13 protein-coding genes are annotated in these 14551 nt (G+C 36.4%); 3 read left to right on the top strand and 10 right to left on the bottom strand.

Annotated features, from left to right (window positions below):
- Nucleotides 1-23 precede the first annotated feature (23 nt).
- Entirely contained in the window at nt 24-3254 is a 3231-nt protein-coding gene (locus PT603_RS09485) for a S41 family peptidase (protein ID WP_008237082.1), read from the bottom strand.
- Nucleotides 3255-3857: 603 nt separating this feature from the next.
- Complete coding sequence (locus tag PT603_RS09490) at nt 3858-4943, bottom strand: aminotransferase class V-fold PLP-dependent enzyme (protein WP_008237081.1); 1086 nt, start codon at nt 4941-4943, stop codon at nt 3858-3860.
- Between the two features lie 44 nt (nt 4944-4987).
- Here PT603_RS09490 and PT603_RS09495 point away from each other — a divergent pair, with 44 nt between their 5' ends.
- From PT603_RS09495 to fabD, 3 genes are read left to right on the top strand one after another with little or no spacing between them, the layout of a single operon-like run.
- On the top strand, nt 4988-5389 hold the full coding sequence (locus PT603_RS09495; protein WP_008237080.1) for a 2TM domain-containing protein: 402 nt from the start codon (nt 4988-4990) through the stop codon (nt 5387-5389).
- Nucleotides 5386-5871: a dihydrofolate reductase gene (locus tag PT603_RS09500; protein WP_008237079.1), complete on the top strand. Its 486-nt coding sequence runs from the start codon at nt 5386-5388 to the stop codon at nt 5869-5871. Before PT603_RS09495 ends, PT603_RS09500 begins: the two co-directional genes overlap by 4 nt.
- A 53-nt stretch (nt 5872-5924) precedes the next feature.
- Nucleotides 5925-6809, top strand: a complete 885-nt coding sequence (gene fabD, locus PT603_RS09505) for an ACP S-malonyltransferase (RefSeq protein WP_008237078.1) — start codon at nt 5925-5927, stop codon at nt 6807-6809.
- Between the two features lie 66 nt (nt 6810-6875).
- Here the strand turns inward: fabD and PT603_RS09510 are convergent, their stop codons facing one another.
- From PT603_RS09510 to PT603_RS09545, 8 genes are all read right to left on the bottom strand, one after another.
- On the bottom strand, nt 6876-7067 hold the full coding sequence (locus PT603_RS09510; protein ID WP_008237077.1) for a hypothetical protein: 192 nt from the start codon (nt 7065-7067) through the stop codon (nt 6876-6878).
- 150 nt (nt 7068-7217) lie between these two features.
- Entirely contained in the window at nt 7218-7979 is a 762-nt protein-coding gene (gene agaR / locus PT603_RS09515) for a transcriptional repressor AgaR (protein ID WP_008237076.1), read from the bottom strand.
- Between the two features lie 146 nt (nt 7980-8125).
- Complete coding sequence (locus tag PT603_RS09520; RefSeq protein ID WP_008237075.1) at nt 8126-9553, bottom strand: Gfo/Idh/MocA family protein; 1428 nt, start codon at nt 9551-9553, stop codon at nt 8126-8128.
- Between the two features lie 25 nt (nt 9554-9578).
- The gene (locus PT603_RS09525) at nt 9579-10568 is read right to left on the bottom strand and encodes an amidohydrolase family protein (protein WP_008237074.1); all 990 of its coding nucleotides are present in this window, start codon (nt 10566-10568) and stop codon (nt 9579-9581) included.
- Nucleotides 10569-10570: 2 nt separating this feature from the next.
- Entirely contained in the window at nt 10571-11392 is an 822-nt protein-coding gene (locus PT603_RS09530) for a class II fructose-bisphosphate aldolase (protein WP_008237069.1), read from the bottom strand.
- Nucleotides 11376-12344 (bottom strand): carbohydrate kinase family protein, encoded by a 969-nt coding sequence (locus tag PT603_RS09535; RefSeq protein ID WP_008237067.1) that lies wholly within the window; start codon nt 12342-12344, stop codon nt 11376-11378. The genes PT603_RS09530 and PT603_RS09535 overlap by 17 nt, the downstream gene beginning before the upstream one ends.
- Nucleotides 12345-13259, bottom strand: a complete 915-nt coding sequence (locus tag PT603_RS09540; protein ID WP_008237066.1) for a 1-phosphofructokinase family hexose kinase — start codon at nt 13257-13259, stop codon at nt 12345-12347.
- Nucleotides 13259-14401 (bottom strand): SIS domain-containing protein, encoded by a 1143-nt coding sequence (locus tag PT603_RS09545; protein ID WP_008237065.1) that lies wholly within the window; start codon nt 14399-14401, stop codon nt 13259-13261. Before PT603_RS09545 ends, PT603_RS09540 begins: the two co-directional genes overlap by 1 nt.
- Nucleotides 14402-14551 lie beyond the last annotated feature (150 nt).

Consider the following 14551-nt stretch of genomic DNA (forward strand, 5'->3'; position numbering starts at 1 on the left):
CTATTTTTATACTTGTCAGGTTATTATTGAATCTCTTTCAATAATTCTTGAATTGCACGTTCTAATTGTTCATCTTTTCCTTGATCAATCGCACCAGGCATATTTTTCACTTGAACATCAGGCTTCGTTTCATTATTTTCTAACCACTCTCCTGCCTTATTCTTTACGCTGATTGGTACAGCTCCCCAACGAGTTCCATCAGGAAGAGTTTCCCATCCCGCAAAAGAACATGTACCTGGAACTGGCATACCTACTGTTTTTCCAATATTCAGATCAGTATACCCGCAAGCAAAACAATGCCCATCACTATAATTAGCCTCATTAAACATTGCTAAAGTGGGTTTTGTCCAGCGGAAAGTAGGCTCATACCCTACAGCACGATCAGCAGTAGCATATTCTAAAAATTTCTCTCCGGTAAAGAACATTGCTAAATCAGCAACCAGGTCACCCCCTCCATTGAAACGTGTGTCAATTATCATTCCTTTTCGATTATGGTATTTACCCATCATTTCTTCATAGGTATTTCGGTAAGGTCCATCTCCCATTCCCGGAATATGGACATAGCCCAACTGACCATTACTCATTCTTTCAACCTCGTCCTGATTTATTTTAACCCATCGTCTATACAATAGTGCATTTTCTTCTCTTAAAGAAATAGGTTTCACTGTTACTTGTTTCGTATCCTTTCCACTAACACTTTTCACTTCCAATAAGGTAAATTTATCCGCCTTCCTGTTTAAATATTGCGCAACATCTTTAGTTGTCGTAACCTTTTCTCCGTCGATTTTCTCAATAATCATTCCTGACGCTATATCAAGATGAGCTTTATCTAATGGTCCACCTTTAATGACTTCTGCTATCTTAATCCCATCTCCATCGTAGGAATAATCTATAAAAATACCTAAGGAAGCAGTTTCATCACCCCCACTCATTCGGTTATTATAACGAGCACCTGCGTGTGATACATTAAGCTCTCCTAGCATTTCGGAAAGCATCTCTGCAAATTCATAGCTGTTACCTATGTGAGGAACATACTTGGCATATTCCTTCTTTAGTAGATCCCAATCGACTCCATGCATATCTGGCGTATAAAAAATACCTTTAGTTCGTAACCATACGTGTTCAAACATATATGTACGTTCTGCCATCACATCTTGGGTCATTTCCCCAGCTATTTTCACTACTTCTTTCTTAAATCCTTGTGGATTAATTTTAGAAATACTTCCTCCGCTCAATAAAAAAAGTGATTTATGTTCTTTATCCCATGCTAACCTACCAAAAGAGGTATTCAAAGCTAATTCCATTTTAGTTTCTTTAGTACGCAAATCAGTACTCCATAAATTCATCCCCTTTTCAAAGCGGGCTAAATAATATAGTTTTTCACCATCATCTGAAAGTACAGCATCTCCTAATTGAGAGGAGTGTATAGTAAGACGTGCTTTTCGATCACGCAAATCCTCCCAATCAAATTTCAACTCATTTATTTGAATATCTTCCTTTTTAGACCCACTCTTCTTCTTGTCTTCTTCCTTAATAGCCTCTTTCTTATTGACCTTTTCCAATTCTTTTAACAGATTGAAATCATCCTTACTTAGACGAAATCGATCCCAACCTTCCTGTGTTAAAAACAAGGTATAAACATCACTTTGTGACCCTCCGCTGGTAGCAAAGCTCTTCATACCATCTCGGTTACTAAACCATAACAACTGCTTCCCACCATTTACCCATTTAGGTGAGTAATCATCATATCCACTCTGAGTTAAATTCTCCATGGGTTTCTTGGCCGATGCATCCAATAGTACAATCTCACCATTAGCCATAGTTGGTTTGAAGGAAGCCAGTAACCACTTGCTGTCAGGACTCCATGTGAAAAACTGATCACCATCATACATATGAAACAATTCTTTGGGTGTCAGTAAGGTTACCGCTTCTTTAGTCGCAAGTGTTAACACTTTTAAGGTTCGTCTATTTTCAATATAGGCCACTTTCTTTCCATCGGGTGAAACCACCGGATGATAATTTTCATTCTCATTAAGTATTAGTGGCTCTTCTTTAAGCAATGTGGAAGCAAAAAAGAAAGGTTCTTCTGATCGAATACGTTCAGATTTAAAAATACTCCATTTCCCATTTTCTTCCCTTGCATAAATTAAAGAATTGCCATCCGGTGAAAAATTCAAAAAACGTTCTGTGGCAGGGGTTTGTGTTACACGTTTAGTAATTGCCCCGTCTATTGAAGTAACAAATACCTCACCTCTTGCTATTACAGCAACTTCTTTACCATCAGGAGATAGAGCCATCTCACTAATTCCTCCATTAACAGTTACAACTGCATCTTGGTTTTGAGATGCTTGAGTAAAGAGTTGGACATTTACCTTATTGGGTTGCTGTCCTTCACGAAAAGTGTAAACTTCTCCATCATAACTAAAACTCATAAGTCCATTATCTGCGATAGTTAAGAAACGTACTGGATGAAGTTTAAACTGAGTTAGCTGTTTGGAGTCTCCGCCAGAAACATTCATTTTATGAATATTAAAGTTCCCTGATGTTTCACTTAAATAATAAATTGAATTTCCTCCAGGAGCAAACACAGGATTGCGATCTTCTCCGTAAAATGAAGTAATCATTTTGTGTGTCCCAGTGGCAACATCATAAGACCATATATCTCTTGTTATAGATGACTGATGATGTTTTCTCCACTCATTCTCTCCTCCTTTTTTATCATGATATAAAATAGTACTCCCTGTAGAATTAACTTGTAACGCTTCTGCCGGAAGTGTCCATAATTGTTTAACACGACCACCTTGCACCGGAACCGTATACACCTCAGGCTGAGACCCAGTAGGATACTGACGATGCTCAGCAACATCTTGTCTTACACCACCAAACCATATTGAGTTCCCATCTGATGAAAAAGTATATGGATACTCATCATTGGAATGAAAAGTAAGTCGTTTTGCCTCACCACCTGAAGCGTCCATCACATAAACATCAAAATTGCCATAACGATCAGACGCAAATGCCAGTTGTTTACCATCTTTACTCCAAATAGGCATATAATCATGGGCTTGATGAAATGTGAGCTGAATGGCCTGACCTCCTTGAGAAGGTACTTTATACAAATCTCCTTTGTATGTAAATGCTATATACTCTCCCGTAGGCGAAATTGATACATAACGCATCCATTGTGGACGTTCTTGTCCCCATAAAACTACTGTACAAAAAAAAGTATACAGTAACATTGTAAAATTCTTCATGAATAAAGTTATTTGGTAATTCGCATTAAAAGTAGAAGTTTTAAACAGCATTTATTAATAGTCACCGACTCGAAGTGACAATAATTACTGTTTTTAAGTAAACTTTAACAACCAAAAAACATTATTCTAATAAAAAGGCAGTCCAGATGTAAAATTTAAATTAATAATTGGTTGATCACTATGAACCTAAATTAATTAACTCATGAAAGACTCAGAACACAATAAAAAAACACTTCATCAAAACCTTCCTTATTTCTAAAAGTTGAACTAATAGCTAAATCTCCTAAGCGTATATCGCCATCTAAATAATCGGGACTCATAGGAACGGAATGTTGTACACAGCATAAAAGTATTTGCACTCAATGACTTCATAACAACTAAATCTTCACCAATACTATTTTCCAACTGTACCCTTAATTTGCTTTTGTAATAATAGATCCAAATCCCATAGGAGATGTTATCTATGTAATGATTGATTTCACAGTAAGACTTCTAAGGGAATTCATTCAAAATTTAGAAATGTTATTATTGAATTTCAACTATAAATTAAATCGCAACCTTTAGCAAATTTTAAGGAAATATTGCAGCGAAATACCTCATTGACTATTTAAAATACTTTCGTAAGGCGTCAAGTAATTGATTTATCTCCTTTTCAGTATTATAGAAATGTACACTTACCCGTATTGCATTACTTCTATGAGTTACTACTATATTTTTACCTTTTAGATATTCAAATAATTTCTGGTCACCTTTGATCCTCAATATATGAGATGGAATCCCTCTTTCAATTATTGAATCATCCAATAGATCCATTTCTAAGAGTACTTCAAAGGCCCTTTTACTAATAGAATAAACATATTCATATATTTTATCAAGCCCAATCCTCATTAAATATTTCATAGAAAATGCCATACTACCAAAAGCCAACATGTCATGATGACCAGGTTCAAAATATCCTGTAAACGGAAGTAGCGAAGTATCAGGATTATATTTATTGCTGTTAAATCCTATAGTTTTAGGGATTAGTTTTGATTTACTGAATTCGGAAAAGGCCATGAATGCACATCCATATCCACCTAGCAACCACTTATAAGCACTACTTATAACTATATCAATACCTGCATCCGAAAAATCAAATGGAGCGGTCCCAATGAATTGAGTACCATCTGCTACAAAAAGTACATTTGGATTCTTTGCTTTTAACTTCTTTATAAAATCCAAATTAATCTTCAATCCATTTGAATACTGAACTATACTAAAAACAAATACTGAAGGTTTATTATTTTGAAAAGATATCGCAATTTGATCCTCCATTTCGGAAGTCATTTCTATATAACTACATTGAAACCCCCTTTTCTCGACAGGCCATAGAATCGATGGATAGTCGCCCGAAATCATCAAAAAGCTATCATCAGAGCTAAGCCCATCTAGAACCATATTCCACCCAATTGTAAAATTTGGAACCAAAGCAATATTGGAAGCTGGAGCATTAACAAAAACACCCACAGTTTTTCGCACTTCATTGATAAAACTGTGTTGTTTCTCCCTATACATACTGCCACCTATTAAATAATCAAGATCATGTTCTTGTCTCCAATCCATTAGAGGTTCTCCCATTAATCCAGTTCCTGCAGTATTAAGGTAGGTATATTGTGCCGTTAACGGAAAATCATTTCGAAAATTCTTCATCTCACCAAATTCCTTTAATTTTGAAAGACTAAAGGTATAAAACTATGTTTAGCAAAAAACAGAACTCTTCAAAAATTACGACAGAAGATCACGAGCTATTTGAAAATGCACAACGTCGAATTCGTCAAAAAAAGAAATTGTACAATCACTTCGTAATTTTTGTAATTGGAAGTATCTTCTTAGTTATAATTAATAAGGTACTAAAGTATGGTGTAACCTACAATTGGTTTGTTTGGGCTATCACCTTTTGGTCCTTTTTGTTTTTTATTCACCTAGTTAATGTATTTGTCACAAATAGGTTTATGGGAAAGGAATGGGAGCGAACTCAACGTGATAAATTAGTCGCTAAACAACGTAAAAAAATCGCAGAAATGGAAAAAGAAATTGCCGACTCAATACCAATTGAAGAAAGTAATAAAAGCCTTCCTAAAAAAAACAACATATGATTACAATAATTGCAGCTGCAGCTGAAAACAATGCACTTGGCAAAAACAACGATTTAGTCTGGCACCTACCTGATGATTTCAAAAGATTCAAAGAACTCACTTCTGGACATTATATAATTATGGGAAGGAAAACATTTGAAAGTTTCCCAAAACCTCTTCCTAATCGTATACACATTGTTATCACACGACAACAAAATTACCACCCCCAAGGATGTATAGTGGTTAATAGTATGGAAGAAGCCTTAAAACTAGCTAAGAATGATCCTACACCATACATTATAGGTGGAGGAGAAATTTATGAAATTGGAATGTCATATGCTCAATGCATTGAACTAACAAGAGTACACAATTCCTTCGATGCAGATACCTTTTTTCCGGAAATTGACAAAGAATTGTGGGAATTAAAGGAACGCCTATATCATCCTCAAGATGAACGACATCAATATGCATTTTCCTATGAAACCTATGTAAGAAAACAATAAGAATTTCTTATCTATAAGTTTTCGTATTTTTGACCCTTCTAAAATCGCAACAAATGAACGCATACATTTTCCCAGGGCAAGGTGCCCAATATGTTGGAATGGGAATGGATTTATACGAAAAATCCCCCCTTGCCAAAGATCTTTTTGAAACTGCAAATAGCATCTTAGGATTTTCTATTACAGATATTATGTTTCAAGGTACTGATGACGATCTTAAACAAACAAGGGTCACACAACCGGCTATTTTTCTTCATTCCGTAATACTAAGTAAAGTCCTAGGTAATCAATTCAAGCCTGATATGGTTGCAGGACACTCACTTGGTGAATTTTCTGCTTTAGTAGCAAATGGCACACTACAATTTGAAGACGGACTTACACTAGTGTCTAAGAGAGCCTTAGCTATGCAAAAAGCATGTGAAATAATACCAAGTACCATGGCAGCAGTATTAGGATTAGAAGATTCTATTGTGGAGAAAATTTGTACTGATATTTCTGGAGTTGTAGTACCTGCCAATTACAACTGCCCTGGCCAATTAGTAATTTCAGGAGATATAGAGGCAGTAAACGCTGCTTGTGAAGCACTAAAAGCAGCTGGAGCAAAACGCGCATTAGTCCTACCTGTAGGAGGAGCATTTCACTCTCCTTTAATGGAACCAGCTAGAGAAGAACTCGCTGCAGCAATCGAAAATACAGTTTTCAGCCAGCCTTCATGCGCTATCTATCAAAATGTTCCCACTACTGCTGTTAAAGATGCTGCGACTATCAAAGAAAATCTTATCGTTCAACTTACTGCACCCGTAAAGTGGACTCAAAGTGTAGAAAATATGGTAAAAGATGGAGCCACTCATTTCACTGAAGTTGGACCAGGAAAAGTTCTTCAAGGACTCGTTAAGAAAATACACAAAGAGGCAGAAGTTGCTTCAGCTATTTGGGAATAATTATTCTTCGTAACTATAAAGACCGGTTTAAAAACCGGTCTTTATTAAATTGTCTTTCCACAAAGGCTATCGAGATAATACGCATTCGCAACAATCCTTAACCTCCCCATAATAGGTTTCCCTATATGAATGAAGAGTTCTTATTGGAATATTCAAGAAGGTTTGCTTTATATAAGTTACACGGGCATTTAACATTCCCATTTCCTCAGTGTAACGTTTCTCCTGTTTGGTAATTCTTTTAATTGTAATCAACTTCATTTCTTCATTTTTTTACAAGAAATTGAGCATTAACAAAATCAAAGGCTCAATTCATTTTATTAGACATTAACTATCTATAGTATAAAAAAATAAAGGAAAAATCCAAATAAAATCAAATATTTCGATTTTTGATATACAATCAAAGTATTCCTAGTCCACAATCACTACTTCTATGTTATTTTTCTGAAGCATTCGAATACTATCTTCTTCTATTGCTGAATCAGTAATCACCTTATGAACTCTTTCCAATCCACAAATATAAGCCAATCCGCTACGTTTAAATTTAGAAGAATCAGCCACTACAATAACTTCATCTGCACTATCAATCATTATCTGATTCAAATACGCCTCTTCCATATAATGCGTATATACGCCAACATCAGGCTTAATACCATCCACTCCTAAAAACAACTTCCTACATTGTACCTGTCGAAAGTTACGCTCGGCCATTGGGCCAACCAATGACATAGAGAACTCCTTCAAGTAACCTCCAGGCATAAAAACCTCTAGGTGTTCATATTTAACTAGGTTATTTACGATATCAAGTGCATTACTTATCACAGTAAGTTTTTCAAATCTCCCAAGATTATTAGAAATTTCGAAGGTTGTTGTTCCCGAATCCAATATTATTGAGTCATTTTCCTCAATAAAGGAAGCTGCCTTTGCACCTATTTTACGCTTAACATCTAAATTTATTTTCTTTTTTTCAGTAACCGTAAGGGCAATATTACTTGTTTTAAATGCCCCTCCATGTGCCCTGATTAGTAATTTGTTTTTTTCAAGTTTATCAAGATCATTTCGGATGGTTACTTCACTAACACCGAGCATCTCACTAAGATTACTAACATTTACCTGACCTTGCTCATCCAACACCTGCAGAATCTTGGATCTACGTTCTGCTGTTTTTTTCATGTACTGTTTTCGTTTTCAAATGAAAAGTAAATATATAAAAATGAAAGATCTTTTCAATAAGAAAGTTTCGATAAGTTACTATTTTCCTTCAAAAAAAGCCACCCATTGGGTGGCCTAAGAAAGCTAATAACAAATAAAAACCATTACTATTTTTTCTTCTCGCGAACTTTTGTGTTTCCAGCTCCTTGAAGTGAAATATCCACCGGAGCATTAGTTTTCCATGCTCCAGCAGTAAAATCAGGTATATCCACTGATTGTGAACGATTATTTACCGAAATTTCAGACAACGGCGTAATAGCACTCCAAAGAGCAGCATCATACACATCCTGGTCTAATGGTAATCCATTACGCAAGCAATCAATTAGTCTCCACTCCATCATAAAGTCCATTCCCCCATGACCGCCCATACGTTTGGCTAATTCTCCGATTTTAGTGATAATTTCAGGAGTATACTTCTTTTCAATTTCCTTCATTTGATCATCCTTAAACCAGCTATGACCAGTCGATATACCTTGACGAGGCCATTTCTGTGCAAATGCTTTGGTCCCACTTACCATGTGTATACGGGAATACGGACGTGGAGAAGTGACATCATGTTGAATCATGATACTCTTACCGTTTTTGGTTTTAACCAAAGTGGTGTTCATCTGCCCTCTAAATTCAGCATTAGCGAACTCAGCAAATGAATTATCAGTCTGAGCCAATTCTGCCGCTTTAGCACGCATCATAAAATCATTACTAGAAAGCGATGTCAAATAATCCATCTGATCTCCCCTGTTAATATTCATAATTTGGCAAACTGGACCTAAACCGTGTGTAGGATATAAATTCCCGTTACGATTTATATTTTCCCTAAGTCTCCACATACTTTCATATCCATTCTTATCGAAGTTAAGGTCTACTAGATCATGAATATATGCTCCTTCTGTATGTACAATCTCTCCAAAGAATCCTTGACGTGCCATATTTAATGTTAGCATTTCAAAGAAATCATAGCAACAGTTTTCCAACATCATACAATGCTTCTTGGTACGCTCTGATGTTTCTACCAACTCCCAACATTCATCAATAGTTTTTGCAGCTGGAACCTCAACAGCCACATGTTTTCCAGCTTCCATTCCGTAAACTGCCATTGGCACATGCCAATCCCAAGGAGTAGCAATGTATACTAAATCGATATCATTACGGTCAAACATAGCCTTCCAGGAGAACGCATTACCTGAATAAGTTACCGGTTTATGAGATGTACCTTCCAGTAATTTTAATGCTTTATCCACTTGCGCCGGACGTAAGTCACATAATGCTTTAATTTCAACTCCTTCAATATGACTCATACGTTGTACCGCTCCAGGACCACGCATTCCAAGTCCTACAAAGGCCACACGCACTTTATCAAGTTTGGGTGCTCTATAACCACTCATATTAAATCGTTGCGTGCGATTAGGTTTTAAATATTGCGCGGGATCTAGCGTTTCTGGTGAATTATTTTCCTTAAAGCCCACAAGACCAGTGCCTACTAATCCTAAGGAAGCTAAACCGGAAAGCTTAAGAAAGTCTCTACGTTTGTTTTCCATATTGTTTTGTTTTAGTGTGTTATTGTTATACTTTAAATCCGTATGTTTTTACGGCATTAGTTTTAAAAATTTTTGTAATTACTTCTTCGGGTAATTGCAACCCCTTAAAAACCCCCTTAAATTCAGGGGCAATCATTTCCTCATTTGATGCAAAAAAGCGGTAATGAAACTTCCAAAGCTCTTCAAATCTGTTGTTTAGAGCCCGATCCTCCATACTTCCATCGTCAATAACATCCGTTCCATAAATAATCCGATCTTGATATTTAATACAAAAGTCTCTAACCGCATTCCAATTTTCTTTAGCTTGTAATTGCAAATGACAAATACGTTCTGCTAAATCGGTCATTGTATTAGGGTACCTATCTAATCTTAACGCTACTTCCTCTATACTCCATTCCATACTAAATAAATGCAACCCTACGTAACGTAAAGATGGATGCTTTTCTAGCATACTATCTCGTGTTTGCATTTGTCGTTCATAAGAAGGAAACGCAGAGTGTAAATACATATGATATTCAGGATGAGATGCGAAATAATTTCTATCAGAATCTACCGTCATTTCATCAAGGGGAAGCCAACAATTACGAGGCTCACCTTGGTGGCCAATAAGTAGCACATTATTTTGAGCCATGAAATCATATATTGGATCCATATGATCATCATCTACCATAATAAAGTCCCCCGTACTAGTGCGCAAATCCATTCCAATATTCTTCCAAATCTTGACACCTACTGCACCATTATCTAATCCCTTCTTTATTTGAGAAAGTACATCTTCTCTCCACTGGGGAGTACCCCATGGTAAACTATTATGAAAACTTGTAACATGAAGAACTTGATTAGGGAATTTTTTTTGCAATTCCAGTATAACTCTTTCTTGTTCCTTCAATGAAGGAAAAAAAGGAATATCAGTATTAATAGACAAAAATGACACACCATATTCAAGAGCCTTCATCATTTTCGCATGAGAAGTTGTATTAAGGTGTACATGAGCATCTATAAAAGGAATGATCATTTCTATCGGTTTTTAACAATTTCAAGTTTACCCTTTACCAAATTGGTAATTTCTTTAGTTGCCTTTGGAAAGACCTTACGTAAATCTATCTCCTGATTATTACTTAATTCATATTGCAGAGTCTTCATGAAAATATTTTTAATTTCAGTTGCCAAATTCACCTTACATATACCATTATTAATAGCCGACTTTAGTTGCCCTTCTGGAACACCTGAGCCACCATGTAGCACCAAAGTTGAAGAAGTTACCTCATGAATTCTCGCTAATAAATCAATATCTAATTTAGGTTCTTCTTTATAGAAACCATGTGCTGTACCAATAGCAACTGCCAAGGCATCAACTCCTGTAGACTCGACAAAACGCTTAGCTTCTTCCGGTTGGGTAAATCCTTGTTGGGCATGAGATTGTCCCAATTTAGCAACATATCCAAGTTCCGCTTCAACATGAGCTCCATAAGCTTGAGCACGTCTAACAACCTCGGCTGTTATTTTAACATTCTCATCAAAAGGAAGCTCACTCCCATCTATCATCACTGAGTCAAAACCCGCATCCAAACAAGCCTGTGCTAGATCTACTGACCCTCCATGGTCTAAATGAATCCAACCTTCAACTCCAAATTGTCTCAATCCTTCCCGACCCATTGCAACGGCAGTGTTTAACCCCATATACTCAATAGAACTTTGAGTAAGTTGTAATATTAAAGGCTCGTTTACTTCAGCAGCAGCCGTCAAAACTCCATGAAGGGTTTCCAAATTGTAATAATTAGTGGCCAACAACCCTCTTTTTTGGGTTGTAAAATCTTGTAATTTATCTTTTAATTTCATCGTATTGCGTTAGGTCAATATCAAAAATGGTTTGTATACTATCTTTTATTCTTTCCGAATCTACAAAAGCAGCTGTACCTCCAGCGGCTGTTGTATTTAACGCTCCCATAAGGTTTCCAAATTCCATACAAACCTCTAGAGTTGCGCCGTCCATGAACTTCTTAATAAATCCTGAATTAAATGAATCTCCAGCACCTATGGAGTCCACATAATTATTATGTAAAAATGCAGGCTTCTCACAACGATAACTCCCATTAACCCCTATACTGCCCTTTTGACCTCTCTTAACTATCAAAGTATTAGTATATGGAGTCACTATTGCTATAGCCTCCTCTAAATTTTCAACCTTGGTCAAAGCCAACAATTCAGCTTCATTAGGCATGAACACATCTACAAATGGCAAACAGGCCTCATAATCAAAATCCCATTTATTTTGAGGATCCCACTGCAAATCAAGAGAGGTTGTCAAACCCATCTTCTTTACTCTTTTAAATAATGAATCTATACCCTCTCTTAACCCCTTCTGAATAAAAAAATTAGAAAGATGCATATGAGTAAAATTGGACATCTCGTTCCAAGGTAGGTCCTCTTGAGTAAGCGTTTCCATCGCACCGCAATAGGTAACATTGGCACGTTCTTGATCATAATTCATTATAACCGTAATCCCTGACTGATGCGTTTCTGATACAGTAACATATCTTGTGTCTACCCTTTTTTGTTGTAATTCTTCAACAATAAAACTACCGAAAAAATCAGATCCAACCTTGCCACAAAATGTTGTGGAAGCCCCTAATGCAGCACAATTCGCAGCCATAATTGCTGAAGAACTTCCCAAGATAAGATTCATATCATGAGCAATAATCTCTGTGGCTATCTTGGGAAACCCCTCAATGTGATTTAATAATAAATCAACATTTAATTCACCTACTACAAGTAATTTGTTGTGTTGCATTTACGATACAGTAGTTATGATTGTTTTAGGAAGCAAAGCTTCTACATCTTTTTTTAATAACATTCCAAGAGGCTCATACATACAATTAGCCGCGCCGCAGGCTACGCCGTAACGTGCGATATCTTCTATCTCCATCCCTTCACTCAGGGCAAACATAATCCCAGCTGTAAGACAATCTCCACTCCCAACAGTACTTATAACATTATCTATAACAAGCTTCGCATGCAATTTTCGTCCCTGATAATATAGCAATAAGCCTTCTTTCCCTTTGGTGAGAGCAATTAACTGTACATCAGGGTGAACTTTATTTAATATTGATTCTAAAGTTGCTTCTCCAGTCAAAGCGCGTGCTTCGTGCTCATTTAAATGTAAACCAAAAAATGGCAGATTTATACAACCTTCCAATTGCTTACCAGAGCAATCAATCACTATTTTTTTATCATTTTCTACAGCCAAGGACACTAAAGAACTATACGCATAATCTGATGCATTCAATGGAAAAGAACCAGAGACACATACCCATTCAGTCCTTTGCAATGCCTCTATATAGGTTTGTTCAAATGAAATTGAAGCAACATCATCCCAATTCGGTCCAGGCTCTAACAACTCTGTATTTTGTACAATTTCATTACCTGAACGAAATGTGTAACACTTTCTATTATTTCCCTCTATTATTGGCCCAAGCGTTTGAACCCCATAAGCTGCACATTCCTTTTTAATCCATTCACCTTGATTCCCAGCCCAAGCCCCCATTAAAGACACCTCATTTCCTAAGACTGTTAAAGCTAATGCCACATGTGTTCCTTTTCCTCCTGGGAAAGAATCAATTCTAGTCATTCTATTAACTTCACCAACTTTGAAATCGGCAAACCAAGCATATGCATCTATAGATGGATTAGGACATACCACTAACATTAGCTTACAATTGTTTCAGATTTATCATAAATTACAACACCCTGAACAACACGACTTATAGCACCAGACGCAGAAGGATTATCTGGATTTATACCCAGTTGCAAAGCTTTATAGTATCCCAACAGCTGTCCGATTAAGGTGGCCGGAAGAATCTCAAAGTCTACAGGAATAGCTTCTGTATAATTCAACGTAAACTTATTTCCAAAATTTTCAGAAGAGGATTCCCCTAGGCTAATGGTTGATATATTCCGAACATCAGCCGCAATACTTTTAGCTAAATCACTCTCATACTTATAAACATGGGCATCTTGAGAAAACAAATACACTACAAGAGTTTGCTCATTGACAACAGCTCTTGGCCCATGACGAAAACCTAAGAATGAATCATGCTTACACACTAATTGGCCATCAGTAAGTTCTTGAACCTTTAAATGACACTCTCGAGCAATTCCCAACATCGGACCAGAACCTAAAAAGACCGCTCTTTCATATGGTAAATTAGCAATATTCTCGAATAGATCTTGTCTTAATAATATTTCTGAAGCTGCGGTAGCCGTTGCTAACACTATCTCTTGGTACTTTTTAAGATTAGAGATATCCGAAACTAAAAGTGAAGTCAACAACATTGAAGTAAAACTTCCTGTCATTGCCAAACTTTTATCATGCGCCTCCTCAGGTAACACAATACAATAAGATGTCCCCTTGCGTTGCTCACAAAATCCAGCAAGCTCTCCTTGATGATTACATGTAATTACAAGGTGGTAAATAGAATCAACATGTAAATCAGCTAATTTTACAGCTTCTACACTTTCAGGACTATTACCTGAACGTGCAAATGAAACTAATAGTGTTGGCTGTTCCTTTCTAAAAAAATAATCAGGATGTGTCACTATATCCGTTGTAGCAATAGCTTGTGTCAAACACCCAGTGTTTTTTTGAACTATTCCTTGAGAAGCCTCCCCAATAAATGCAGAGGATCCAGCACCAGTTAAAATAATCCTAAGATTAGGCAAGTCCAAAATCGGTTTTAAAAAACTTTCAACCTCCTTTTGCCTTTCTTCCAACAATTCATAAACCTTATTCCACAAAGCAGGTTGACCATTGATTTCAGAATAAGTATACAATACTCCTTTTGCACTCATAATTAGTTACATTACCATGTAAATATACGTTAAAACTTACACGACTGTTATTAAACACACTCCTTAAACGCTTTACCCTAACACACACTTCCAACAATTAACATTAAAGCGAACTTATTATTAAGATTCAAATAAAAGCAAATATTTCGA

The organism is Imtechella halotolerans (assembly GCF_028743515.2).
GTDB classification, from domain to species: Bacteria; Bacteroidota; Bacteroidia; order Flavobacteriales; family Flavobacteriaceae; genus Imtechella; species Imtechella halotolerans.

What these genes read in the sequence shown, in the direction of transcription:
- PT603_RS09490 (WP_008237081.1), bottom strand. Translation starts at nt 4,943, where the DNA reads ATGAAGAATTTTCGAAATGATTTTCCGTTAACGGCACAATATACCTAC.
- PT603_RS09520 (WP_008237075.1), bottom strand. Translation starts at nt 9,553, where the DNA reads ATGGAAAACAAACGTAGAGACTTTCTTAAGCTTTCCGGTTTAGCTTCC.
- PT603_RS09500 (WP_008237079.1), top strand. Translation starts at nt 5,386, where the DNA reads ATGATTACAATAATTGCAGCTGCAGCTGAAAACAATGCACTTGGCAAA.
- PT603_RS09545 (WP_008237065.1), bottom strand. Translation starts at nt 14,401, where the DNA reads ATGAGTGCAAAAGGAGTATTGTATACTTATTCTGAAATCAATGGTCAA.
- PT603_RS09530 (WP_008237069.1), bottom strand. Translation starts at nt 11,392, where the DNA reads ATGAAATTAAAAGATAAATTACAAGATTTTACAACCCAAAAAAGAGGG.
- PT603_RS09485 (WP_008237082.1), bottom strand. Translation starts at nt 3,254, where the DNA reads ATGAAGAATTTTACAATGTTACTGTATACTTTTTTTTGTACAGTAGTT.
- PT603_RS09535 (WP_008237067.1), bottom strand. Translation starts at nt 12,344, where the DNA reads ATGCAACACAACAAATTACTTGTAGTAGGTGAATTAAATGTTGATTTA.
- PT603_RS09525 (WP_008237074.1), bottom strand. Translation starts at nt 10,568, where the DNA reads ATGATCATTCCTTTTATAGATGCTCATGTACACCTTAATACAACTTCT.
- fabD (WP_008237078.1), top strand. Translation starts at nt 5,925, where the DNA reads ATGAACGCATACATTTTCCCAGGGCAAGGTGCCCAATATGTTGGAATG.
- agaR (WP_008237076.1), bottom strand. Translation starts at nt 7,979, where the DNA reads ATGAAAAAAACAGCAGAACGTAGATCCAAGATTCTGCAGGTGTTGGAT.
- PT603_RS09540 (WP_008237066.1), bottom strand. Translation starts at nt 13,259, where the DNA reads ATGTTAGTGGTATGTCCTAATCCATCTATAGATGCATATGCTTGGTTT.
- PT603_RS09495 (WP_008237080.1), top strand. Translation starts at nt 4,988, where the DNA reads ATGTTTAGCAAAAAACAGAACTCTTCAAAAATTACGACAGAAGATCAC.
- PT603_RS09510 (WP_008237077.1), bottom strand. Translation starts at nt 7,067, where the DNA reads ATGAAGTTGATTACAATTAAAAGAATTACCAAACAGGAGAAACGTTAC.